The 22,553-nt window shown below is 55.4% G+C and carries 21 protein-coding genes and 1 riboswitch; of the genes, 11 read left to right on the top strand and 10 right to left on the bottom strand.

The genetic code is table 11. The annotated features are described in order from the left end of the window. The first annotated feature begins 109 nt into the window (after positions 1-109). The 3 genes from FAP39_RS08135 to FAP39_RS08145 all read left to right on the top strand — a co-directional run bounded on the left by FAP39_RS08135 (position 110) and on the right by FAP39_RS08145 (position 3,202). Entirely contained in the window at positions 110-1,066 is a 957-nt protein-coding gene (locus FAP39_RS08135; protein WP_138015903.1) for a threonine-phosphate decarboxylase, read from the top strand. Beyond that, positions 1,063-1,971 (top strand): adenosylcobinamide-phosphate synthase CbiB, encoded by a 909-nt coding sequence (cbiB, locus tag FAP39_RS08140; protein WP_138015904.1) that lies wholly within the window; start codon positions 1,063-1,065, stop codon positions 1,969-1,971. The genes FAP39_RS08135 and cbiB overlap by 4 nt, the downstream gene beginning before the upstream one ends. Before the next feature lie 61 nt (positions 1,972-2,032). Beyond that, complete coding sequence (locus FAP39_RS08145) at positions 2,033-3,202, top strand: lytic murein transglycosylase (protein WP_138015905.1); 1,170 nt, start codon at positions 2,033-2,035, stop codon at positions 3,200-3,202. 45 nt (positions 3,203-3,247) lie between these two features. On the opposite strand, the gene FAP39_RS08150 is transcribed toward FAP39_RS08145, so the two are convergent. From FAP39_RS08150 to FAP39_RS08175, 6 genes are all read right to left on the bottom strand, one after another. Then, positions 3,248-3,598 carry a hypothetical protein gene (locus FAP39_RS08150; protein ID WP_138015906.1) on the bottom strand — a complete coding sequence of 117 codons (351 nt, stop codon included), beginning with the start codon at positions 3,596-3,598 and terminating at the stop codon, positions 3,248-3,250. Positions 3,599-3,663: 65 nt separating this feature from the next. Continuing rightward, positions 3,664-4,905, bottom strand: a complete 1,242-nt coding sequence (locus FAP39_RS08155; RefSeq protein WP_138015907.1) for a Tm-1-like ATP-binding domain-containing protein — start codon at positions 4,903-4,905, stop codon at positions 3,664-3,666. A 26-nt stretch (positions 4,906-4,931) separates the two neighbouring features. Further along, complete coding sequence (locus FAP39_RS08160; protein ID WP_138015908.1) at positions 4,932-6,416, bottom strand: aldehyde dehydrogenase; 1,485 nt, start codon at positions 6,414-6,416, stop codon at positions 4,932-4,934. Positions 6,417-6,421: 5 nt separating this feature from the next. Next, a complete protein-coding gene (locus tag FAP39_RS08165) occupies positions 6,422-7,939 on the bottom strand; it encodes a tripartite tricarboxylate transporter permease (RefSeq protein ID WP_138015909.1) in 1,518 nt (505 codons plus the stop codon). 12 nt (positions 7,940-7,951) lie between these two features. Beyond that, on the bottom strand, positions 7,952-8,491 hold the full coding sequence (locus FAP39_RS08170) for a tripartite tricarboxylate transporter TctB family protein (protein WP_138015910.1): 540 nt from the start codon (positions 8,489-8,491) through the stop codon (positions 7,952-7,954). Between the two features lie 68 nt (positions 8,492-8,559). Then, positions 8,560-9,501, bottom strand: a complete 942-nt coding sequence (locus tag FAP39_RS08175; RefSeq protein ID WP_138015911.1) for a tripartite tricarboxylate transporter substrate-binding protein — start codon at positions 9,499-9,501, stop codon at positions 8,560-8,562. Positions 9,502-9,613: 112 nt separating this feature from the next. Between FAP39_RS08175 and FAP39_RS08180 the strand changes: the two genes are divergently transcribed. Both FAP39_RS08180 and FAP39_RS08185 read left to right on the top strand, forming a co-directional pair. Further along, a complete protein-coding gene (locus FAP39_RS08180; protein WP_138015912.1) occupies positions 9,614-10,402 on the top strand; it encodes an IclR family transcriptional regulator in 789 nt (262 codons plus the stop codon). 17 nt (positions 10,403-10,419) lie between these two features. Next, the gene (locus tag FAP39_RS08185) at positions 10,420-11,766 is read left to right on the top strand and encodes an aminotransferase class III-fold pyridoxal phosphate-dependent enzyme (protein WP_138015913.1); all 1,347 of its coding nucleotides are present in this window, start codon (positions 10,420-10,422) and stop codon (positions 11,764-11,766) included. 83 nt (positions 11,767-11,849) lie between these two features. Here FAP39_RS08185 and smc read toward each other — a convergent pair whose 3' ends face one another. Beyond that, positions 11,850-15,305 (bottom strand): chromosome segregation protein SMC, encoded by a 3,456-nt coding sequence (gene smc / locus FAP39_RS08190; protein ID WP_138015914.1) that lies wholly within the window; start codon positions 15,303-15,305, stop codon positions 11,850-11,852. A gap of 214 nt (positions 15,306-15,519) precedes the next feature. Further along, a riboswitch (cobalamin riboswitch) is annotated at positions 15,520-15,729 on the top strand. 38 nt (positions 15,730-15,767) lie between these two features. On the opposite strand from smc, the gene FAP39_RS08195 reads away from it, so the two are divergent. After that, positions 15,768-15,938, top strand: a complete 171-nt coding sequence (locus FAP39_RS08195; RefSeq protein WP_138015915.1) for a CbtB domain-containing protein — start codon at positions 15,768-15,770, stop codon at positions 15,936-15,938. 15 nt (positions 15,939-15,953) lie between these two features. Beyond that, the gene (locus FAP39_RS08200; protein WP_138015916.1) at positions 15,954-16,640 is read left to right on the top strand and encodes a CbtA family protein; all 687 of its coding nucleotides are present in this window, start codon (positions 15,954-15,956) and stop codon (positions 16,638-16,640) included. Between the two features lie 58 nt (positions 16,641-16,698). Here the strand turns inward: FAP39_RS08200 and FAP39_RS08205 are convergent, their stop codons facing one another. After that, positions 16,699-17,046, bottom strand: coding sequence for a DUF1636 family protein (locus tag FAP39_RS08205; protein WP_138015917.1), 348 nt, complete (start codon positions 17,044-17,046; stop codon positions 16,699-16,701). A gap of 81 nt (positions 17,047-17,127) precedes the next feature. On the opposite strand from FAP39_RS08205, the gene FAP39_RS08210 reads away from it, so the two are divergent. Further along, positions 17,128-17,586 carry a GNAT family N-acetyltransferase gene (locus FAP39_RS08210; protein ID WP_138015918.1) on the top strand — a complete coding sequence of 153 codons (459 nt, stop codon included), beginning with the start codon at positions 17,128-17,130 and terminating at the stop codon, positions 17,584-17,586. A gap of 29 nt (positions 17,587-17,615) precedes the next feature. Here the strand turns inward: FAP39_RS08210 and FAP39_RS08215 are convergent, their stop codons facing one another. After that, entirely contained in the window at positions 17,616-17,942 is a 327-nt protein-coding gene (locus FAP39_RS08215) for a hypothetical protein (RefSeq protein ID WP_138015919.1), read from the bottom strand. A gap of 134 nt (positions 17,943-18,076) precedes the next feature. Here FAP39_RS08215 and FAP39_RS08220 point away from each other — a divergent pair, with 134 nt between their 5' ends. Next, on the top strand, positions 18,077-19,291 hold the full coding sequence (locus FAP39_RS08220; protein ID WP_138015920.1) for a TsoY family (seleno)protein: 1,215 nt from the start codon (positions 18,077-18,079) through the stop codon (positions 19,289-19,291). A 50-nt stretch (positions 19,292-19,341) separates the two neighbouring features. Here the strand turns inward: FAP39_RS08220 and FAP39_RS08225 are convergent, their stop codons facing one another. Then, a complete protein-coding gene (locus FAP39_RS08225; protein ID WP_138015921.1) occupies positions 19,342-20,553 on the bottom strand; it encodes an aminotransferase-like domain-containing protein in 1,212 nt (403 codons plus the stop codon). A 158-nt stretch (positions 20,554-20,711) separates the two neighbouring features. Here FAP39_RS08225 and FAP39_RS08230 point away from each other — a divergent pair, with 158 nt between their 5' ends. Together FAP39_RS08230 and FAP39_RS08235 are read left to right on the top strand one after the other, a co-directional pair. Beyond that, the gene (locus FAP39_RS08230; protein ID WP_138015922.1) at positions 20,712-21,479 is read left to right on the top strand and encodes a FadR/GntR family transcriptional regulator; all 768 of its coding nucleotides are present in this window, start codon (positions 20,712-20,714) and stop codon (positions 21,477-21,479) included. Positions 21,480-21,522: 43 nt separating this feature from the next. Further along, positions 21,523-22,506 carry an NAD(P)H-quinone oxidoreductase gene (locus tag FAP39_RS08235; RefSeq protein ID WP_138015923.1) on the top strand — a complete coding sequence of 328 codons (984 nt, stop codon included), beginning with the start codon at positions 21,523-21,525 and terminating at the stop codon, positions 22,504-22,506. Positions 22,507-22,553: the final 47 nt, after the last annotated feature.

Consider the following 22,553-nt stretch of genomic DNA (forward strand, 5'->3'; position numbering starts at 1 on the left):
CTCCTAACAATTGGTTAATGATTGCTTAACAGGGCGCTAACATCGAACCCAATCTTGCCAAACACGCGGTTTTCCGCTTGAACAAGCCCAACACAGTTCGGAGTCGCCCATGCAGAGCCACAAGACAAGAGACCACGGTGGTGGGTTGGATGCAGCCATCGCACGATGGGGCGGAACGCGAGCAGGCTGGATTGATCTGTCGACAGGGATCAACCCGCACCCCTATCCGGTGACCCAATTTCCAGGGTATGCTTGGACCATGCTGCCCGATCAATCAGCCCAAGACGACCTTTTGACAGCCGCGCGCAGCTTTTGGAAAGTGCCGCAAGACGCCGCTATCTTGGCCGCTCCGGGCGCGTCGGCGTTGATTGCGCGAATTCCAGCCTTGGCCCCTGCCGGATGCGTGGATATTCCCACTCCGACCTACAACGAACATGCCGCTGCGTTTGTTGGTCAGGGCTGGCGCTTGGCCCAAACGCCCCATGCCTGCGATAAAGCTGATGCGCGCGTTCTGGTGCACCCCAACAATCCAACGGGACGACTCTGGTCGCAAGACGAAGCCTGCGCCCCGCTTACGGTCATCGACGAAAGCTTTTGTGACGTCACACCGGACGCCAGCTTGATACGCGAAACGACACAACCCGGCCGTATTGTTTTGAAAAGCTTTGGCAAATTTTGGGGACTAGCCGGAGTGCGTTTGGGGTTTGCGATTGCGTTGCCCGACACCATCCAGCGTCTGACCGACCTGTGCGGGCCTTGGGCCACATCAGGCCCGGCATTACACATCGGCGCCAAAGCCTTGGGTGATACGACATGGGCCTCTGATACCCGGACGCGCCTTGCAACAGATGCAACACGCCTTGACGATTTGATGCTGTCTCATGGTGCGGCCTTGGCGGGCGGTACGTCTCTGTTTCGCCTGTACGAAGTCGATGACGCCACCGCCTGGCAATCCAAGCTCGCCAAAGCACATATCTGGTCACGCGTCTTTCCATACTCCAAAACATATTTGCGTCTTGGACTTCCTGCATCTGATCAATGGTCACAACTCGAGGCTGCGCTATGAACACTGCCCTGATTTTGCTTTTTGCCCTCATTCTTGATGCTCTCATTGGCGAGCCACGGTGGCTCTGGACGCGGGTGCCACATCCATCTGTGTTAATGGGCCGTCTGATTGCAGAGGCAGACACACGTTTCAATCTTGGCGATATGCGCAAGCTCAAAGGCCTGTTGGTTATCTTGGGTCTGGTGGTCGCCATGGGGCTTCTTGGGAACATCATCGCGTTCTTTGGCTGGCTTCCCGAAATCTTGATTGTCGCCATTCTGTTGGCCCAGCGCTCGCTGGTGTCGCACGTTCAGGCGGTTGGGGACGGCTTGCGTATTTCGCTGGGGGATGGACGCCGTGCCGTGGCCCAGATCGTCAGCCGTGACACCGCCCATATGAACAAAAGCGACGTCTCGCGGTCGGCCATCGAGTCCGCAGCGGAGAACCTGTCAGATGGCGTGATTGCGCCCGCATTTTGGTTCTTAGTGGGCGGATTGCCAGGGCTGTTGATCTATAAGGTTGTGAACACCGCAGACAGCATGATCGGATATCGCACCGAACGGCACGTGGATTTCGGTTGGGCCGCCGCACGTCTGGATGACCTTTTGAACTGGATCCCTGCGCGGCTCACCGCGTTTCTGATCGCTGCGACCCACCATGGCGTCAGACATTGGCGCGACATCAAACAAGACGCGAAATTGCATCGGTCGCCAAATGCAGGCTGGCCGGAATCCGCAATGGCACGTGCGCTGAATATCGCGATTGCTGGCCCGCGATCTTATGATGGCAAGCTACAGGATTTTCCGTTTGTGAACCCGATGGGGCGCAAAGACCTTGGGCCGGACGACATTGATGCGGCCAGTGCTTCGCTGTGGCGTGCTTGGGCCGTACTTGTGATATTTGCCGTCCTTCTGAGTCCATTTTAGAATGGCTTGTGCCCCGCGCGGGACCTGCTAACGTTTTGAACATATTGATTTCGAGGTTTCTATGCGTCTAATTCCACTTCTCGCCGCTCTGGTTCTGAGCGCACATACAGCGACCGCTGCCACACAGTGCGGAGGGTCCTTTAACGGATTCGTCAAAGGCCTCAAGAGAGAAGCCATCGCAAACGGTCATTCGAAATCAACCGTGAATGCGTTCTTTGCCAATGTGAAAAAAGATCCCAAAACCCTTAAGGCTGACCGCTCTCAGGGTGTGTTCCAAATGCCGTTTATCGATTTCTCTCGACGTTTGATCAGCAAAAACCGCATTGATGTCGGGAAGTCAAAAGCGAAGACCTACAGCAGTACGTTTGACCGGATCGAACGCAACTATGGCGTATCACGTGGCGTGCTTCTCGCGTTTTGGGCCTTTGAGACCGATTACGGCGCATTCCAAGGCGATTTTAATACGCTCAACTCGCTGGTCACGCTCTCGCATGACTGCCGCCGCCCCGAACTCTTTCGTCCACAGGTTTTTGCCGCACTGGAACTGTATGAAAACGGTGATTTCAGCCCGACAAAAACCACGGGCGCATGGGCTGGCGAAATCGGCATGGTACAAATGTTGCCAAAAGACATCCTTGAAAATGGCGTGGATGGTGATGGCGACGGCAAGGTCCGCCTGAAAACGTCCCCACAGGATGCCCTGATGTCGGGCGGCAACATGTTGAAACAACTTGGGTGGCGCGCGGGAGAGCCGTGGCTTCAGGAAGTATCCGTACCCAAGAATCTTGATTGGTCAAAATCGGGATTGAACCATTCTATGAAAGCGTCTGAATGGGCACGCATGGGCGTCAAACCTCGTCAGGGGAAGCTCCCAAATCTGCAAGCATCCCTGCTATTGCCGCAAGGACGTAAAGGTCCGGCCTTTTTGGCGTATCCAAATTTCCGCGTCTATTTTGAATGGAACAAGAGCTTTGTGTACGTAACTACAGCGGCCTACTTTGCCACCCGTCTGGAGGGGGCAAAATCATACGTGGCCGGAAATCCGGACCCTGCATTTAACGGCAACCAAATGAAATCCCTTCAGAAGAAACTTAAGGCGCATGGTCATGACGTCGGCAAAGTTGATGGAATTCTTGGGGCCAAGACACGTGCAGCCGTTCAAAAAGAGCAAATTCGCCTTGGCCTTCCGGCCGATGCATGGCCGACAGCTCAACTGATGAACAAGCTGTAAGTCGCATGCGCTGGCTCAAAGCCGCGCGGTATCGAAATATGCGCGTTAGGGGCGTACGGGAAACCGCTCGCCCTTTTCGGTTAAAAGCACCAAACGCCCGTCATTCCGGACAAATCGATCACATCGCAACGTTCCGGTGACAAAGGTCACACAGACCAGCCCTGCGTCGCCGACTTCATAGTGCCCTTCCCAAAGCCCACCGCCGCCATAGGTATAGGAATAGGTTCCGTCCGAGCCGAATACCGATGTCCCGCCGTCGTAATACTCGATCTTCTGTCCCGAAAGCGCTTGCTGCAAACCTTCGGCATCAAACAGCACATCGCTTTCCCTCAGGCGCCAGTCTTGCGCCAGCACCGGGTCTGCCAAAAACAATGTCGCACAAATCAGTTTCCACATAGCGATCTCCTTACAACAGACACTATGGCAAATCGCTTGTCGCTGCTGTCACGAAGCAGTGAGCATCAATCTTGGCCCTGTTGAACCAATCCTTCGGCACACCACTGATCAAAAATGTCCAACGCCTGCTCTGCGAACCTCAGGTCATTGATATGTGCATCGACATCATACACCTGAACCGCGTCTGGCAGACTGGCCCGAAGCGCCGCCAAGAACACCTCGAGACCATCGCGATCATGCAAGTCAGCGCCTTCGCGGTCCCATTCGCCAAGGCCGTCGCGCGGCAGCAATACGGCTGTGGGGCCCGTTGCGGTCGACAATTGCCGCGCATGTGCGTGCGCAATCTCTTCGCGCTCGGCACCACTCATCACGATGGACGTCAACAATCGGTTATGAGCGTGTTTCGGGTGGTTGGCCCATTTTTCCGGCACCGGTTGCCACCCCACGATATCAACCAGATCATAACATCCCGGCGCGACCAACTGTGGTGTGCCTGCCAAACCTGCGCCCGTCAGCCGGCTTTGGCCTGCTGATATATTCGAGCCATGAATATGGTTGCCCAGTTCTTGCGTACAGAAATCAAAGACACAGGCAAACGCCCCTTGGGCTGCGAGGCTCTCAAAAGCGCGGCCCCCCATACCCGTGGCGTGAAACACGGCCACTTCGAACCCGCGATCCTCCAAGGCCGGTTTGAGCTGTACCATGTATTTCAAGGCTGACTTGCCCAATGAGGTCATGCCAATCAGGGGTTTGCTGCGATCCGGCGCCACCACGGCGCGCGCGGCCCCCAGCACAGCTCCAGCGGCTTGGCTTAGGGACGCTTTGCAGACGGAATTCAAGCCATACAATCCGCCAGCCCAAAGGATCATCTGCGTGTCCGCAGCCAAGCGTTCTGCCGGAATCAAGGGCGAAAACGACACCGTCGAAACGATGTATTTTGGCACACCCAAAGGCAAAGCAGCGCAGACATCCAGCGCCAGATCGGTCCCCATGGTTCCGCCCAGAACAATCACACCATCAAATTGGCCTTCGGAAAATAGCCGCGCAGCCAAGAGGCTCGCGCCGTGTGCCATAATTTGCATCGCATGATTTTCATCCCCCGAGTCAATCGCGGCTTGGATCGTGCTTGCGCCTGCTTGGGCCACATCGTGCTTGGAATAATCCGTCGGGTTTGACGGGTCCCCCAAAACAGAGACATCCATCGTTTTAACCTGACCGCCCTGATCGCGGATCACGTCGGCCAAAAAGGCCAGTTCATCGTCTTTGGTATCATAAGTTCCAACAACGAGGATTGATTTCTCTGACATCTGAATTTCTCCTCTGGAAGGCGGCGTTATAGTTTGATCCATGCGGTTTTGAGATCCACATACTTGTCCAAAGCGTGCATGGATTTGTCGTGGCCATTGCCGGATTGTCCGACGCCCCCCAACGGTACGGTACCATCAGCGCCGCCATAAGTGTTGACGTGCATCACCCCGGTGCGCACCTGTCGGATCATCCGGTGTGCGCGTGACAGATTGGATGTCCAAACCCCACCAGCCAATCCATACACCGTGGAATTGGCGATTCTGACGGCTTCGTCATCACTCGAAAACGGGGTCACACCGAGCACAGGCCCAAAGACCTCTTTTTGCGCTAGTGTGGCATCAGGTCTGACGCCAGTCACCACGGTGGGCGCCATATAATAGCCGCCAGTCTCGGTCAAAATCTGTGTCCCGCCGGTTTCAACCTGCCCGCCTTCGTTCTTGGCTGTTTCAACAAAAGAGAGGTTTTGCCGGAGCTGTGGTTCGGAATTGATTGCGCCGATCTGGGTTGTCGTCTCCAGTGGGTCGCCCACGCGCATCGCCTCGGCAGCCTTCACCACCGCCCGTACAAAGTCATCGTGTATTGTGTCCTCGACCAAGAGCCGCGATCCCGCGACACAGACCTGACCCGAGTTGCGGAAAATGCCATGCGCGGCCACTTTGGCGGCCTCGTCCAAATCGGGTGCATCCGCAAAAACCATATTTGGAGATTTCCCGCCAAGCTCTAGATATACGCGCTTGAGGTTAGACTGTGCCGCATATTCCAACAGCCGACGCCCTGTCCCGCCAGAGCCCGTAAAGACCAGCGCGTCAACGTCCATCGAAAGCCCCATGGCCTGTCCGACCACGGCCCCCTCGCCCGTCACGACGTTCAACACACCTGCCGGCAGGCCCGCTTCAAGTCCAAGTTCCGCCATGCGGATCAACGAAAGCGACGCGGTTTCCGGCGGTTTCACAACAACCGAATTCCCCATTGCAAGCGCGGGTCCGATTTTCCACGCGCCAATCATCAACGGGAAATTCCAAGGAATAATTGCGCCCACGACCCCAACGGGTTCCTTGTGAACAAGACCCAGAACGTCACCAGACGTGGGGGCGATTTCGCCATACACTTTGTCCAACGCTTCGGCGTAATACCTGATTGTTCCGGCGGCCGAACCTGGTTCAGCCTTGAGCGCCATCGCAATTTCGGTTCCGTTGTCACGCACCCCGAGAACCGCCAGTTCCAACGCGTTGTCTTCGATCAACTCGGCCCAGCGCAAGAGCACTTTCTTACGCGCTTGGGGCGGTTGCCCTGCCCAGCGTTGATCTTCGAAGGCCATACGTGCGGCAGCAATCGCTGCGGTCATATCTTGGGCCGTGCCTTTGACAACCTGCGTCAAAAGCGTGCCATCAATCGGTGACACCACATCCATTGTGGCCCCATCCGACGCAGGCAAATGTTTGCCATCGATAAGATGTGTCTGCGTGGGAATTTCGCGCGCTCTGAGCGCGTCAATTTTGCTCTGATCCATAGAACCTACCGAGTTTGAGAGTCATGAAGATCGTGGTCTTCTTCGGGCAGATGCGCCCGATATTCCTTGATCAGCGTTCGGATATGCAGAACGACAACCATTACGATCAATGCAAAGAGGATGGCCGCAATCGGGCGGTCAATCATATCAAGCGGCGTCTTGAGTCGAGGCAGCGCAGAACGCAGCTTAACTTCCATAATGCCGCCAAGGACCATCCCCAAAATGATGGGAACGATGGGCAAGTTCAGCCGCTTGAGAACAAGACCAAGCACCCCAAATCCTGCTGCGATCATACAGTCGGTCAACGAGTTTCGAAGTGAATATACGCCCACAAAAGACAGAATCAGAATGAGCACACCCAGAAAACGGGTCGGAACACGTATGATCTTGGTCAGCAAATTTGTCGAAAACAGCAGAAAGATCATCACGATCACATTCAGAAGGATGAGCGCAATATAGAGCCCGTACACAAGGTCGATATTGTTCTGAAACAACTGCGGGCCGGGGATCACATTATGCACATAGAACACCGACAACATCATCGCCGTCAGGGCTTCTCCTGGAATGCCCAAAGCCAGCAATGGGATCATGGCGGCCGCCGGAACCGCATTGTTGGCAGCTTCAGACGCAATCAAGCCTTCTGGCGATCCTTTGCCAAAGTCATCAGGGTTTTTTGACGTTTTTTGCGCATAGGTATAGCTCATGAACTGAGCTGTGAATTCACCCGTTCCCGGAATCATCCCAAGGATCACGCCAAAACCCGAGGCCACGGTGGCCACACGTTTATGCTTCAACAATTCACGAAATCCCGCCATCATTCGCCCTGTCACGGGTTTAGCCTCGGGGCTGGAATCTGGCGTCGTCAGCAAAAAGAATGCCTGACTAAGCGCAAACAGCCCTAAGACAACCACGATCAGATTGATACCGGAACTTAGAAACGTCAGACCAAAGGTATAGCGCTGTGTATATGTGACGGCGTCCAGTCCAATAGTTTGCAAAAATATCCCGAACATCGCCAACATCCCGGCGGCAAAGATCTGTCCCCGATGGGCAATAATTACCAGAATTATCCCCAGCAACGCCGCAAGAAAAATCTCGCGACTGCCAAACATCGGCGCGATCCAAGCCAGCACTGGCGACAATAAGATCAAACACAGAATGCCGAATATCCCGCCCCAGAACGACGCGCTATAGGCCAGAGATACCGCGCGATGCGCCTCGCCATTCTGGGTCATCGGATACCCGTCATAAGACGTCAACGCATTGACGGCAGTCCCCGGGGTATTAATCAACACCGCCGGAATCGCCCCCCCGTACATTGAAGACCCGTAGATCCCCAGCAACATCGTCAACCCGACAATCGGGTCCAGCGAAAACGTGGCGGGCAACAAGATGGCGATGGCCACGGCGGGTCCAACACCGGGGATCGCCCCAATAATCACCCCTCCGATTGAGCCCACCAATAGCGCAACGACCACATCCCAGCGGGCGAGCATTTCAGCACCTGCAATTAGATCTTCCATCCGTCGCTCCGATCAAAAATAGGTCAGCATGAGTTGCCGCAAGCCATCCGGCAGCACCTCGTACACTTGGCCCGCAGGTAACTTGACCTGCAAAAACGCTTTGAAAAGCAAAACAATTCCGATTGCACTCGCGGTGGCAGAGATCAAAATAATTCGGCTTCGATATCCGGCGCGGATCGTCAACAACAGCGCGAAAACGATCGTTGACGGTAGATATCCTGCCCAAGGCACGATCGCCGCATAGGCCACAAACCAAAACGCAAATTCAAAAGAACACACCCAGAGCCAAACCTCGGTCCACCGCCCTTCAATGCGCTCTGACAACATCGAGCCCAACAAATGAAACGCTGCAAACCCTGTCATACCAATCAAAGACACCGCAGGCCAAAATCGAGGTTGCGCAAACAGTTTTCCATTGGGTTTATATGCCGTTTGGGCAAATATTTGAGACAGCAGAAACACGGCAACAGCCAATGCGATCCAAGCGAAAACAATATCCCCCGGACGGCGATACCGCTTGAACAGTGCCTGCAAGGTTTTAATGCGCGACATGTGACACCTCGGTGGTGGGGTGAAAGGCGCGCGACCTCAGGCCGCGCGCAATGTGAGGTTTGACAGTTTTAGTTGCCAAGAACCTTACCGATGTGATCCAGAGTCGAAATATCTTTCTGAATTTGAGCCTGAACAGCCTCGGCGTCTTGCCAATAGACAGCAGCCCCTGTTTCCGCAGCCAGCTTTTGCGCGCGTTCGGATTGCATGGTGGTCTTGGCCACTGCGATGATCTTTTCACGCACGTCCTGAGGTGTGTCTTTGTGCACAAACAGACCATTCCAAAGCGCCACATCCATGTCAGGCGCCAATTCTGCAACCGTCGGCGCATCAGGGGTCAGTGGAATACGGTCAGATCCGATAGATGCCAGAACCTTGACATCATCCAAGCAAGGCAAGATCAGCTGAAGCGTGGTGTTGATGACGTCCACATCACCAGACGCCAACGTATTGCAGTCCAGTGCATCAAAAGCGGCATCAGCAGCGAATGAGAAGCCCATTTCAACAGCCAACCCCATAGTGACCTGTGTGGGCACCAGCGGCGCACCAAAGTGGCCAAGCACAACATCATTTTCTTTTGCATACGCTGCCAGCCCCGCCACGTCATCATACGGCGCATTGCCGCCCGCAGCGATCACAAACGGATATGTCAAAAAGTTGCCCAAGGGTTCGAAGGGGTCGGGGTTCAAATCAGGAATACCGATCATTGGGCCAACAACAGGCACCGCGATGATGAACGATCCGATTGTATACCCGTCAGCCGGGGCGTTTGCCACCTCTACTGCACCGGGGAATGGCCCGCCGCCGCCTGGTTTGTTCACAACCGCTGTTGGAACACCATATGCGGCCTGAAAGTCCTCGGCGATCATGCGTGTCAACACATCCTCCAGATCGCCAGGAGGCCACGGAACCACGAACTCGACTGGCTTCTCGGGGTATTCCGCAAGCGCCATACCCGCCATCGCTGTCGATGCGAGCGCAGCCGCTGTCACTAGTTTTGCAAATTTGAACATTGCCTTCTCCCTGTATCGGTTCATATAATGAACCTGTGTTTCACTTTTTAACTTGCACTGTTAATTAAAATCCGTCAAACCTTTTTTCATATTGAAAGGAACGAGAGGGAAAATGACTTCTGCAACCAAAACCCTTGAACTGCTGTCGTTCTTTTCGGAACAGCACCCCGAGATTGGGCTGTCACAATTCTGTAAGCTGACAAGTCGCGACAAAGCGACAACATACCGGCACCTTCAATCCCTTGAAATCGTAGGATTTATTGAAAAAAATCCTCTCACAAAAAAATACCGGATGGGTCCCGCAGTTTTGCCGTTGGCGCAGATCCGGGAACGCACGGTGCCCCGCAAATCCGCTGCAAAAGCGTCAGTCGAGCAACTGGCGGATGCCACCGGGGAAACGGCACATGTCTCTGTATTGTCAGGAACAACGCTGTACTCTCTTGTTGCTGTCGAATCGCCCAAACACAGCACGCGCGCCATCGTTGATCTGAAAACTTTACCTCTGCACGCGACAGCGTCTGGTATCTGTACGTTGGCTTATGGCCCCGACATCCTGACGCAAACAGCCAAGCAAAACCTCGAGCGTTTCACGGCAAAAACCCAAACAACAGAGCAAGGATTGGACGCGGCGATACAGCGTGTCAAAGAAACCGGATTCTCGCATTCAAAGGGCAGCATTGAAGAAGACATTTACGGCTTGTCCGCCCCTCTGTTTGACCAAAGCGGCACCATCGCAGGTGCCGTATCCGTAGCCAGCGTGGCAACGCGTTTCAACGCTGACGCGGAACGGACCATCAAACATCAACTTATCCTCGCCAGTCGACAAATCAGCCACAATTGGGGGGGAAGCATTCCCAACCCTATCGAAGCGTGCTGGTCCAAGACCCTTGCAGAAACTTAACCCATGGGAAAAGCGCAATGAAAGATTCAAACTTTTTGAAGGAAAATAACGGGCGCCTGATGTGGCACCCGATGACCTCCCCAAAGGATAGCCGCGACAATCCTCCCAAGATTATCACCGGATCAAGTGGTGTGCGCATCCAAGATATCGACGGGCACTCTGTGGTCGATGCTGTTGGCGGCTTGTGGAACGTCAATCTCGGATACTCCTGTGACGTGGTCAAACAGGCGATCTCGGATCAGCTGGAAAAAATGCCTTATTATTCGACGTTTCGCGGATCGACGAATGATGCAGCCATTGAGCTTTCGTTTGAACTAGAGAAGTTTTTTGCGCCCGACGGATTAAGCCGCGCCTTTTTCACGTCGGGTGGATCGGATTCTGTGGAAACCGCGCTTCGGCTTGCAAGACAATACCACAAACTTCGCGGGGACGCGGGGCGGGTAAAGTTTCTGAGTCTGAAAAAGGGCTATCACGGCACCCACATGGGCGGCGCCAGCGTGAACGGAAACGCAAATTTCCGCACAGCTTATGAACCGCTGCTGCCTGGGTGCTATCATATCCCGGCACCATACACCTATCGCAACCCGTTCAATGAAACAGACCCTGAAAAGCTGGCGCACCTCTGCGTTGCCGCGCTTGAAGACGAAATCGCATTCCAAGGCGCAAATACAATTGCGGCCATGATCATGGAGCCAATTCTGGGGGCTGGTGGTGTTATTCCACCGCATAAGTCATTTGCCCCGATGGTGCGCGACGTTTGCGATCGGCACGGCATTCTCTTGATCACCGACGAAGTCATCACCGCGTATGGACGGACAGGTGCTTGGTCTGGTGCACGGCTCTGGGGCATCAAACCTGATATGATGTGCACCGCCAAGGCGATTACGAATGGGTATTTTCCTTTTGGTGCCCTGATGTTGGGCGACAAGATGGTCGAGGTTTTCGAAGACAACCCCGCCGCCAAAATTGGTCATGGGTACACGTATTCGGGGCACCCTGTTGGTGCAGCAGCCGCCTTGGCATGTCTTGCTGAGACAAAACGCCTGAACGTGATCGACAATGCGGCCGAGCGCGGCACGCAGCTGTACCAAGGATGTCTGGCCCTGATGGAAAAATACGACATCATTGGAGACGTCCGCGGTGGTCACGGCCTGATGACTGCGATTGAGATGGTCAGCGACCGCGCAACCAAGGCCCCAATCGGTGCCGACATTGGCGGGAAAATCCAAGAGGCCACGTATGAAGCTGGCGCGATGGTGCGGGTATCCGGACCAAATATCATTCTTTCGCCGCCTTTGGTTCTGTCGCAAGAAGACGCGGGATTGATCCTGACGGCGCTGGACAAAGGGTTTGCCTCGCTCTGAGCGCGCAGCACGATCCCCACAACCCAATACGGGTCGGCACAGTGCCGGCCCGTATCTGATTTCTGCCCCGAGATAATTCGACGTTAGGCGACCATTGTTTCCGCGGCTTTCAGATCGACAGACACAAGTTGCGACACGCCCTGCTCGGCCATTGTGACGCCGAACAGCCGGTCCATGCGCGCCATGGTCACCGCATGGTGCGTGATGATCAAAAACCGCGTGTCTGTCTGGCGGCACATTTCATCCAGAAGATCACAGAACCGCGTGACATTGGCATCGTCCAGCGGGGCATCGACCTCGTCAAGCACACAAATCGGAGCGGGGTTGGCCAAGAACACTGCGAAAATTAACGCCATGGCTGTCAGTGTTTGTTCCCCACCCGACAAGAGAGACAACGTCGACAGTTTTTTGCCCGGAGGTTGGCACATGATTTCCAATCCTGCCTCGAGCGGGTCATCGCTTTCGACCAAGACAAGATTGGCCTCACCGCCCCCAAACAGGTGCTTGAACAACAGTGTAAAATTGCTGTTCACTTGTTCGAATGCCGTCAAAAGGCGCTCGCGTCCCTCGCGATTCAGACTCGATATGCCGCTGCGCAGTGCTTTGATCGCCTCTTCAAGATCGGCTTTCTCGGCGATCAGGGCATCATGCTCTTCCTGAACATCTTTGGCATCTTCTTCCGCTCTCAGGTTCACAGCGCCTAACGAATCTCGCTGGCGCTTTAATCGGTTCACATCCGCCTCGATCGCGTGACTGTCCGGCATATTGTCTGGCTCGACCTTAAGGCTTTCCAGCAATGCTGCAGGCGTGAGATCCTGCTCTTCCAGGATGCGTTCTGCCGCATAGGACACGGTTTCGCGTGCCGCATCCGAGCGTGCCTCGGATCGAGCGCGGGCTTCTCGTGCCTCGCTCGCCAGACGCTCGGCGTCACGTTCTGCATTTTCTGCGTCACGCAATGCGGTTTCCGCCACCGCCAGAGAATCCGATGCAGCACCGCGGCGGGCTTGGGCGTCACCGATAGCGTCCGTCAGTTCTTCGCGTTTGGCCGCGATTTCGTCAGGCGCTGACCCGGCCTCCTTCAGTTCTGCTTCGGACGTGGTTTTGCGTTCGTTCAGCTCGCCAATCCGCTTCTCCGCGGTTTCAAGACGATGCCGCCAGCCGCTCACTTCCTTGGTGACCTCTTGTGATCGACGCACACGCGCCTCGCCTTCTCGACGCAACTCATCATGCCCAGAGCGGCGCGACATCATCGTGATGCGCGCAGCCTCAACCGACATTTTCACATCCTCAACGCCAGAACGCGCCGCATCCAGATCACCAAGATCCGCAACCGCGCGCTCGGCCTCGGACACTTGCGCACGGGCCGACATCGCCTCTTCTTCGTGGCGGGTGACGGCAAGCCCCAAAGATTCAAGACGCCCTTGAGCCAGATTCCGATCAGCCTCGGCGCGGCTTAGGGCCCGATTTGCATCAGCGACGGCGCGGTCCGCATCGCGACGCGCCAATCTCGCGGCCTTGTCCACTTCAGACAAGTCACGCAGACGTGCCTGAAGGGTTTCATGCGCCTGCACTGCCCCATCCGCGCGCGCGGTGGCCCGTGCCATCTGCTGCTTGAGTTCTTCAAGCCGGTTCAACTGTTGCAACCGCAAAGCCGCCGCGCTGGGGGCATCCTCGGCCCATGCGCGATACCCGTCCCAACGCCACAAATCCCCCTCCAGAGACACAAGACGCTGCCCCGGCTTTAGCAAAGGTTGAAGACCCATGGCATCTTCTGTGGCGACCAGACCAATCTGGCTCATCCGACGTTCAAGCACCTCGGGCACCGAAACATGCGCCACCAAAGATGTCACGCCATCTGGCAAGGCCTGAGTCTGTGCATATGGCGGCAGAACATGCCATCCCGAGGGCCCGTCCTCGTCTACCTCTGGCGCACGTAAATCGTCTGCCATCGCCGCCCCAAGTGCCTTTTCAAAGCCTTGCTGCACCTGAAGGCGGTCCAGAATTTGGCCCCCTTCTGCTGTGTCGCGTTCGACAAGCTTGGCAAGGGCGGTCACTTCAGCCCGCAGGGCGTTTAACTCGCCTTCTGCTTCCGAGCGCTCCCCACGTGCGTCTGCCTCGCGGGCCTGCGTTTCGGCGCGATCAATCTCGGCTTGCGCCAAGGTCTCTTCTGCCTGTTGCGCCGACGTCACCGCGTGCGCCTCGGCAACTTTGGAGCTTTCAAAATCTTGCGCGGCCTTGGTCAGTGCGGCTTTCGACGCATCGACGGCCGCACGCGCGCGCCCAGCTTCTGACTCGCTCTTTTCTTGTGTCTTACGGCTATCTTGCAGCAAACGATGTGCCGATTGATGGCGGGCCGCCAGACGGGCGACATCCTCGGTGAGCTGTGACAAATCGCTTTCGCGCTCTTGCAATACGCTTGCTGCATGGCGGGCATCGGCTGCGGCCGCCTCAAGACGTTCAGCATGCCCTTCGCCAGCCTTGGCCAGTTCTTTGGCCTCCCACTCGAGGCGTGCGATCGTATCTTCGGCATCGCGGTTCAACCCTGCCTCGCGCTCCATATCCTTGACCAACTGATCGATACGCTTTTCCAGGGTCTCAATGATTTGCCGTGCATGCGCCTCTTGATCGTTCAGGGTGTCGCGTTGCACCTGCAATCGTTGCAAAACGGCGGCTGCAATGGCTTCTTCCTCGCGCAGCGGCGGCAAAGCATCATCGCGTTTCACGCGTTCTTTCGCTGCGGTTCGCGCCAAGATTTCAGCCTGTCCGGCCTGTGTTGTCCGTGTCCGCAACTCTTCCTGCGCAGCGGCGCGTGCGTCGTCTGCCTCGCGCCACCTGCGATACAGCAACATCCCTTCGGATTGGCGCAATTCTTCGCCAATTGCACGATACCGCGCCGCCTGTCGGGCTTGCTTTGCCAGTTGCGCCAATTGGCTCGCCAATTGTTCGACAACATCATCTACGCGCGAAAGATTGGTCTCTGCGCCCTTAAGTTTGAGCTCTGCTTCGTGGCGGCGTTGGTACAGCCCCGAGATGCCTGCGGCCTCTTCCAGTATCCGCCGTCTTGCCTTCGGTTTTGCGTTGATAAGTTCTGCGATCTGTCCCTGCCGCACCAAAGCCGGAGAATGCGCACCAGTCGAAGCATCCGCAAACAGCATTTGCACATCACGCGCGCGCACATCCTTGGTGTTCACCTTATAGGCGCTTCCCACATCGCGTGTGATACGGCGCACGATCTCGAGAGAGTCGTCGTCATTAAACCCAGCCGGAGCAAGGCGTTCGCTATTATCAATATGAAGAGAGACTTCGGAAAAGTTACGCGCTGGTCGTGTCGCCGCACCGGCAAAGATCACGTCTTCCATGCCCCCGCCGCGCATGGCGGTCGGGCGATTTTCCCCCATGACCCAACGCAGAGCCTCCAAGAGATTAGACTTGCCACAGCCATTCGGACCAACAACCCCCGTCAGACCATCCGCAATGATCAAATCGGTTGGATCCACAAAGCTTTTGAAGCCGGTCAGTCTTAGCTTAGAAAAGCGCAATATCCGCGCACCCCCTGATTCCCCTTGATCTTAACCCTGCAAAGGCGATTGCGCCCATGTCAACGAAAAAACACAGGATGTGCTCTGATCCGTAGACTTATCCACAAGATATTGAGCCCACATAATGACACACCATGTCACTGACATATTGCCCAAAGGGCGCATCTTGTCTCTGGGGTGTCGGAAACAGCCTTGACCTTACCCCCTAATCCCGTCCAAACAGGTTTTGTATGGTGTCCATGGGCCAAGTTCTTTCTATGGATGTTCGGGAATGTGGAAGAACCAGATTGGTTTGCAGCCACAGCCGCCCCCGCGACTGTATGTGGAGAGCGCGCGTTCAATGCCACTGGAGGATATCCTCTGGGAAGGGAATGCACCGCGGTGACCCACAAGCCAGGAGACCGGCCATGCGAATGAAATATTAACCCACCCGTCGGGGTGACGGGAACAGGAGAAGACAATATGTCGACTAAAACAGCTACCTTCGCAGCCGCACGTACAAACACAGCAGCTTTCGTTTTGGCCCTCACCGTAGGCGTCGCACTGTTGACCGTTTCGGGCATGGCACAAGCCACCGTTCTGCACGATGCAGCGCACGATCAGCGTCACGCTATGGCATTTCCTTGCCACTAAGCATTCGCTAACAAAATGACAAAAAATTTGTTGTCCAGCGCCGTGTTCGCTGGCCTGATTGCAGGGTCGTTCGCGGCCCTTCTTCAGTTTATGTTTGTGATTCCACTTTTGCTCGAGGGCGAACTTTACGAAGGTGGTGAGCGCATACACTTTTTGGTCGATGGCATGACCCAATCTGACAAGGGGGCTCCTGCTCTCGGGACTGATTGGGCGCGTCACGCGATGACCGTTGCGTTTAACATCGTCACCTATACCGGCTATGCACTTTTGACCGTTGCTGCGATGGGTTTTGCGCGTGAACGCGCGGGCACTCAGATCAATGCGCAAGCGGGTCTGATCTGGGGTATCTGCGGTTTCATCGCCGTTCAACTGGCCCCTGCAATGGGCCTCCCACCAGAGCTTCCTGGTACTGTTGCGGCAGAACTCGCGCCACGCCAGATGTGGTGGACAGGCACAATCATTGCCACGCTTGTCGGCCTCTCTGTGATTGCCTTTGCACGATCCATGCCACTGCAGTTTCTCGGCTTGGTTCTGGTTCTCGTGCCGCATGTCATTGGTGCGCCACATCTCGACACGTACTTTGGCATTGCTCCACCTGAATTGTCCGCCGAGTTTGCCACAGCAAGCCTAGCAACAGCTCTGATTGGATGGACCATGATGGGATACTTCGCGGGCTATTTTATGTCTCGCGGCGAAGACTAGATCACACTCGGCTCTTCCCCTTGGAATTCTTGCAGTTCCTTGGGGAAGCTCACCACGCTTATTCCGCGGGAATGCGACCTTTCAGGCAAAAGCGTAACCGACCTGCCGGACGCGCGTCTTCAATCACGCCCCCTTTGGCCTGAACATATAAATCAACCAGAGCGGCGATATCGTGAACATCCTCGCGTTCGATTCCCGAAAACAAATAGGCCATTTTGCCTTTGGCTCGCAGCGCAAGCGACACCGGCTCATCACAGATATTCAAGCAGGGTGTTTTGATCACATCCACATCGTGGCACCCCCCACGATCGTCCAAAAGCCGAGCAACCGCGTCGGCAATATCAGCGCCTGATTTTTGACCATCCGTGCCCAAACAGGTCTCACATATAAATAGCTTATGCGTCATCCTGCAGCCCTCTTGTTTCGTCCTATGGACTAACGGGCAACGCCCTGCCACACAAGCATCAGAACAGAGTACAGGTCACTTATGCAACAAGTCCAAGTCAAACGCGGCGATCCCAAAAGCCCACAAGCCACCGCCTTGCTCAGCGCCAGCCATGCCCTGATGCAGGACCTGTTTGATCCTGAGGAAAACCATTACCTAGAAGTGGACGAGCTTTGTGTGCCCTCCATCCACTTTTTTCTGGCATCCCGGGATGGTCAGACCATTGGATGCGTCGCCCTCGCCAACAAAGGCGCATACGGTGAAATTAAATCGATGTTCGTGGACCCAGATGCACGCGGGTTGGGTGTCGCACATCGCCTGATGAGCGCTATACAACAAGATGCGCGCGCCCAAGGCCTCACAAGTGTGAAGCTGGAAACCGGTGACAAACTGAAGTCAGCCGTGGCGCTTTACAAGGCACATGGATTTGAAGTCTGTGACGCCTTTGGCGACTATGAGGCGAATACGACATCTCTGTTTATGAGCAAGCGCCTAGACTGAGCCGTGCAAACTGGTGATAAAATGCCAAGTTAGGGACCATTCCCTATTCGCGCCAGATCATCCGGCTTTCCGCATTTAAGATATGCCACCATCATCGACGCGTCACCTCGAATACGCGATACGGGGCAACCATACTGCCGTTCCACGGCAATTTCGGCACGGCGCCCCAACTGCTGACTTAGGCGGGGCGCATATTCTCGGCTCACACGGATGATCTGTACTTGGGCATCACGTCGGCGCAAATCAAACGTGCTCTCCAACACACGAACACGCACCGGATCAATTCCGGAAAAATGCATACTTGGTGTGTTACAGCCGATCAGACCAAGCGCGCAAATGACGACCAAACCTCTCATTCGCCCATCTGACCGCAACATGGTTAAAGCTTGGTTATCAGCGGCGCGCAATGTCTGCGGCTGGATGTCGCATATATATTCCATTTTTAGAATGCGATCATATGCCAACTTTGGAATACTTATTGGAGAGTCCCATGACCACTCAAATAAAGAGACCCGCCGACACCTACTCTCCGCTTTACTTCCTTGCGTCCTTGGGCGCGGGTGGTCTGGCGGTGACGTTTTTCATGTATCTGATGTTTTGGGTTCCGCACCAAGGCAAGCCCGTCCCCACATTCGAAGACATCTCGACCGCATTCCAAACCGGCGGCTTCGCAATGCAAGCTGCCATTGCCGTGGCTGTGCTCGGCATCGCGGTCATGGCTTTTCTGAATTTGAAATACTTGTTCTGGAACCTGTCATCTTACAAAGCCTTCAAGCAGTCTAACGGCTATGACGCCCTAAAAAATTCAAACGCGGAATCGACATTGATGGCGATGCCGCTTGCTTTGGCCATGTCGGTGAACGCGATGTTCATTGTCGGCTTGATCTATGTTCCTGGGCTTTGGAGTATTATCGAATATCTCTTTCCCTTGGCGATGATTGCATTCGCGCTGATTGCTTGGTTGGCGTTCAAAATCATCGGTGATTTTCTTGGGCGCATCTTGTCCCAAGGCGGCATTTTCGATGTAACCGCCAACAATTCGTTCGCGCAGCTGTTGCCTGCCTTTGCCTTGTCGATGGTGGCGGTTGGGTTCTCGGCCCCCGCTGCGATGAGCCAGAACACAACGACCGTTGGCATTTCTCTGGTGCTCTCGACATTCGTAGGTACCGCCGCAGTGATCTATGCGCTGGTTGCGATTGTGACGGCCTTTAACTCGATGCTGCATCACGGCACCGCAAAAGAAGCGGGACCGACCCTGATGGTCATCGTGCCAATTATGACCGTCTTGGGCATTATGTTCCTGCGTCAGGACCACGGCCTTCATGCCACATTCGAAGTCCACGGCGCCAAGGCGGAAACAATGATGATGTTGGCCCGTTTCTTGTCGATCCAACTGATCTTTTTGCTGCTGGGCACGCTGGTCATGCGCCGTCAGGGATATTTCTCGGACTTCGTCTTTGGAACCAAAACATCACCCGGATCCTATGCGCTGGTATGCCCGGGCGTGGCCCTTTCCGTGATGATCCAGTTCTTCGTCAACAAAGGGTTGGTCGGCGCAGGTGTGATTGAGAAATTTGACATCGCGTATTGGTCCATCACCGCAATCGCGCTCTTGTTCCAATTCGCGATGATTGCGCTGGTGCTCCGGTTGAACCGTCAACACTTCGGCAAGCCCAGCGCAAATGCGGCCGTCCCAGCCGAATAACGCCATATCCGATAAACGTGCGGGCACCCTTTGGTGCCCGCCTTGTTGCATCACATAGTGGCGCGGATCACCCGACCCAGCCGGCGAATTCCGTCCTGAATCATCTCGGGACTTGCACAAGAGAAGCTCAGCCTTAGCGAGTTGGCCACAGACCCGTCTGCGAAAAAGGCTTTGCCTGGCACAAACGCGACTTTCTCGGTGTCCAAAGCCACATCAAGCAGCTCTGCGCCATCCATATGTGCGGGCAAGGTAAGCCAGACGAACATACCACCTTGCGGCTTTGTCCAACTCACGCCCTCGGGCATATGCATCTCCAGCGCCGCAAGCATACAATCGCGGCGCTCGGAATACACGTTGCGCACTGTTTGCACGTGGCTGTCAAAAATACTCTCTGCAACAGTGCAGATTGCCATCTGATTGATCGTGGCAGAGTGCAAATCTGCAGCTTGCTTCATCAGCACAAGTTGGGAAATCACTGGTTTGGCGGCGACAACCCAACCGACCCGCAGTCCGGGTGAAAGCGTCTTGGAAAAGCTGCCGCAGTAAATCGTTCTGCAGGCTTCGAGGTCCCCCTTGCGCGCAAGTTCAAGCGCCAGAATTGACGGCACAGGATCGCCATCATAGCGCAAGGCCTGATACGCCGCATCTTCAATGACAGCACAATCCAATGCCTCGGCCAACTCCAGAACACTCTCGCGACCACGTTGATCGACGGTTTCGCCCGTCGGGTTGGCAAAGTCTGCAGACAAATAGGCAAACTTCACACGCCCACCATCCGCCTTGGCTTGTGCGGCATGATCTTCGGCAGACCGGTTTCCGTTTACACTTAGCTGTCCATAGACTGGTTCGTATGGATTAAACGCGCCCAAGGCTCCCATATAGGTTGGCCACCCGACCAGCGCCGTGTCCTGGGGGGAAAGAAACAGCTTACCCAAATAATCCAGGGCCTGCTGCGATCCAGATGTGATCAGAATATTCTCCGGATCACACGGCACATCGATTTTGGCCATTTGCCCCGCAATCCATTTGCGCAGCGGCAGATAGCCCTCACTGACGGAATATTGCAACGCCACCGATTGTGTCTTGGGCGATAAGGCTTGGGCAAACGCATCGGTAAATGCATCGGCTGGAAACAAGTCAGGGTCAGGGATTCCACCTGCAAAGGATGTGATCCCCGGCTGATCAAGCAATTTAAGAAGCTCTCGAATTTCTGACGCTTTCATGCGCTCTGTGCGCCCTGCGAACATCTGTTGTAGTGCCATCCTGCGTCTCCCCTCGCCTAGTGAATACTGCAAACCTACGAACGCGACGCAATAAGTCAATAACACTGACCCATTGTAACATAATTCGTGATCGCTATGACTTGCCCCTGCGGCCACGACATGGTCATATCATTTGACCAATCTGACACGAGGTCCCAATGCCATTTCAAAAAGTTCAGACCGAGAAGCTCTCTACATCCGTTGTGCGCCAAATCGAGTTACTGATTTTACGTGGCATTTTGCGTCCCGGAGAGCGGCTCCCGTCAGAACGGGAGCTTTCTGAACGCCTTGGCGTGTCACGCCCATCCCTTCGCGAAGCTATCGCCGATCTTCAAGATCGAGGTTTGCTTGCTTCGCGCGCCGGTGCCGGCATTTTCGTTGCTGACGTATTAGGAAGCGCCTTTTCAGAGTCTCTGGTTCGACTTTTTGCTGCTCATGACGAGGCCGTTTTTGATTACATCTCGTTTCGCCGCGACATGGAAGGGCTCGCCGCCGAACGCGCTGCGCGCTATGCATCTGACACCGACCTCAAGGTCATCAAAACCGTGTTCGAAAAGATGGAAGCGGCTCATTCTAAACGCAACCCGTCCGACGAGGCCCAGCTTGATGCCGAGTTCCACCTTGCCATCATCGAAGCCAGCCATAACGTCATCATGCTTCATATGATGCGCTCGATGTATCAATTGTTGCGCGAGGGGGTATTCTACAATCGCTCGGTGATGTTCAAGCAACGCACCACACGCAGCGATCTTCTAGAACAACACCGTGTCATCAATTCCGCCCTTCAGGCCCGCGACCCCGACGCCGCCAGACGCGCGGTGACCCGACACTTGGACTATGTCGAACAATCCCTGTCCGATCACCAGAAGTCCGAGCGCAATGAACAAGTCGCGCGCCAACGGTATGATCACATCAAGGACCGCTAGCGGCAACAAGAGACACAAAGAGTATTCACAAGAGGAACAGCAGATGACGCAAGCGATGCGCGCAATGGAAATCACCCAGCCCGGCGGACCCGAAGTCTTGCAACTGACACACCGCCCTATTCCACAACCCGGCCCCGGCGAGGTTGTTATCAAGGTCGCATATGCAGGCGTAAACCGCCCCGACGCGCTGCAGCGCGCAGGCGCATATGCCCCCCCGCCCACTGCCAGCGATCTACCGGGGCTAGAAGCCTCTGGTGAAATCGTCGCTGTCGGCCCCGACGTTCATGACTGGGTCGAAGGGGATCACGTGTGTGCGCTGTTGCCCGGCGGAGGGTATGCCGAGTACGTCCTGACACCCGCGGCACATTGCCTGCCCATCCCATCCGGATTGGGCCTGAAGGAAGCCGCTTGTCTGCCAGAAACTTTTTTCACGGTCTGGAGCAATGTGTTCATGCGTGGTGGGCTGAAAGCTGGCGAGCGGTTCTTGGTGCACGGGGGATCAAGCGGCATCGGCACAACAGCCATTCAACTGGCCAATGCATTTGGGGCACGCGTGTTCACAACCGCAGGATCTGCCGAGAAATGCGCAGCTTGCCTTGCTTTGGGGGCAGAGCGCGCCATCAATTATCGAGAAGAAGATTTTGTGGATGTTGTCCGTGCAGAAGGCGGTGCGAATCTTATTTTGGATATGGTTGGTGGCGACTATATTCCCCGCAATGTAAAAACGCTCGCCAACGATGGGCGGCTGGTTCAAATCGCGTTCCTGTCTGGGCCAAAAGTCGAGCTTAACTTTGCCCAAATCATGGCGCGCCGCTTGCTGGTCACCGGATCGACATTGCGCCCGCAAAGCGACCTTGCCAAAGCGCGCATCGCCACCGAGCTGCGCGAAAAGGTCTGGCCGTTGTTGGATGCAGGACAGATTGCACCCGTCATGGATAGCGAGTTTTCGCTTGAAAACGTTGCCTCAGCCCATACTCGTATGGAGGCCAGTGGGCATATCGGCAAAATCGTTCTGAAAGTGGCCTAAGACGAAAACCGTCCTGCGCGATCATCGTAACGCGCAGGATATCATAT

The organism is Shimia litoralis (assembly GCF_005518135.1).
Taxonomy (GTDB): Bacteria; Pseudomonadota; Alphaproteobacteria; order Rhodobacterales; family Rhodobacteraceae; genus Shimia_E; species Shimia_E litoralis.

Coding starts and splice junctions, on each gene's coding strand:
- FAP39_RS08195 (WP_138015915.1), top strand. CDS start 15,768: ATGTCGACTAAAACAGCTACCTTCGCAGCCGCACGTACAAACACAGCA.
- FAP39_RS08205 (WP_138015917.1), bottom strand. CDS start 17,046: ATGACGCATAAGCTATTTATATGTGAGACCTGTTTGGGCACGGATGGT.
- FAP39_RS08165 (WP_138015909.1), bottom strand. CDS start 7,939: ATGGAAGATCTAATTGCAGGTGCTGAAATGCTCGCCCGCTGGGATGTG.
- FAP39_RS08200 (WP_138015916.1), top strand. CDS start 15,954: ATGACAAAAAATTTGTTGTCCAGCGCCGTGTTCGCTGGCCTGATTGCA.
- FAP39_RS08230 (WP_138015922.1), top strand. CDS start 20,712: ATGCCATTTCAAAAAGTTCAGACCGAGAAGCTCTCTACATCCGTTGTG.
- FAP39_RS08155 (WP_138015907.1), bottom strand. CDS start 4,905: ATGTCAGAGAAATCAATCCTCGTTGTTGGAACTTATGATACCAAAGAC.
- FAP39_RS08145 (WP_138015905.1), top strand. CDS start 2,033: ATGCGTCTAATTCCACTTCTCGCCGCTCTGGTTCTGAGCGCACATACA.
- FAP39_RS08210 (WP_138015918.1), top strand. CDS start 17,128: ATGCAACAAGTCCAAGTCAAACGCGGCGATCCCAAAAGCCCACAAGCC.
- FAP39_RS08185 (WP_138015913.1), top strand. CDS start 10,420: ATGAAAGATTCAAACTTTTTGAAGGAAAATAACGGGCGCCTGATGTGG.
- FAP39_RS08135 (WP_138015903.1), top strand. CDS start 110: ATGCAGAGCCACAAGACAAGAGACCACGGTGGTGGGTTGGATGCAGCC.
- FAP39_RS08235 (WP_138015923.1), top strand. CDS start 21,523: ATGACGCAAGCGATGCGCGCAATGGAAATCACCCAGCCCGGCGGACCC.
- FAP39_RS08150 (WP_138015906.1), bottom strand. CDS start 3,598: ATGTGGAAACTGATTTGTGCGACATTGTTTTTGGCAGACCCGGTGCTG.
- cbiB (WP_138015904.1), top strand. CDS start 1,063: ATGAACACTGCCCTGATTTTGCTTTTTGCCCTCATTCTTGATGCTCTC.
- FAP39_RS08175 (WP_138015911.1), bottom strand. CDS start 9,501: ATGTTCAAATTTGCAAAACTAGTGACAGCGGCTGCGCTCGCATCGACA.
- FAP39_RS08225 (WP_138015921.1), bottom strand. CDS start 20,553: ATGGCACTACAACAGATGTTCGCAGGGCGCACAGAGCGCATGAAAGCG.
- FAP39_RS08160 (WP_138015908.1), bottom strand. CDS start 6,416: ATGGATCAGAGCAAAATTGACGCGCTCAGAGCGCGCGAAATTCCCACG.
- FAP39_RS08215 (WP_138015919.1), bottom strand. CDS start 17,942: ATGAGAGGTTTGGTCGTCATTTGCGCGCTTGGTCTGATCGGCTGTAAC.
- FAP39_RS08170 (WP_138015910.1), bottom strand. CDS start 8,491: ATGTCGCGCATTAAAACCTTGCAGGCACTGTTCAAGCGGTATCGCCGT.
- FAP39_RS08220 (WP_138015920.1), top strand. CDS start 18,077: ATGACCACTCAAATAAAGAGACCCGCCGACACCTACTCTCCGCTTTAC.
- FAP39_RS08180 (WP_138015912.1), top strand. CDS start 9,614: ATGACTTCTGCAACCAAAACCCTTGAACTGCTGTCGTTCTTTTCGGAA.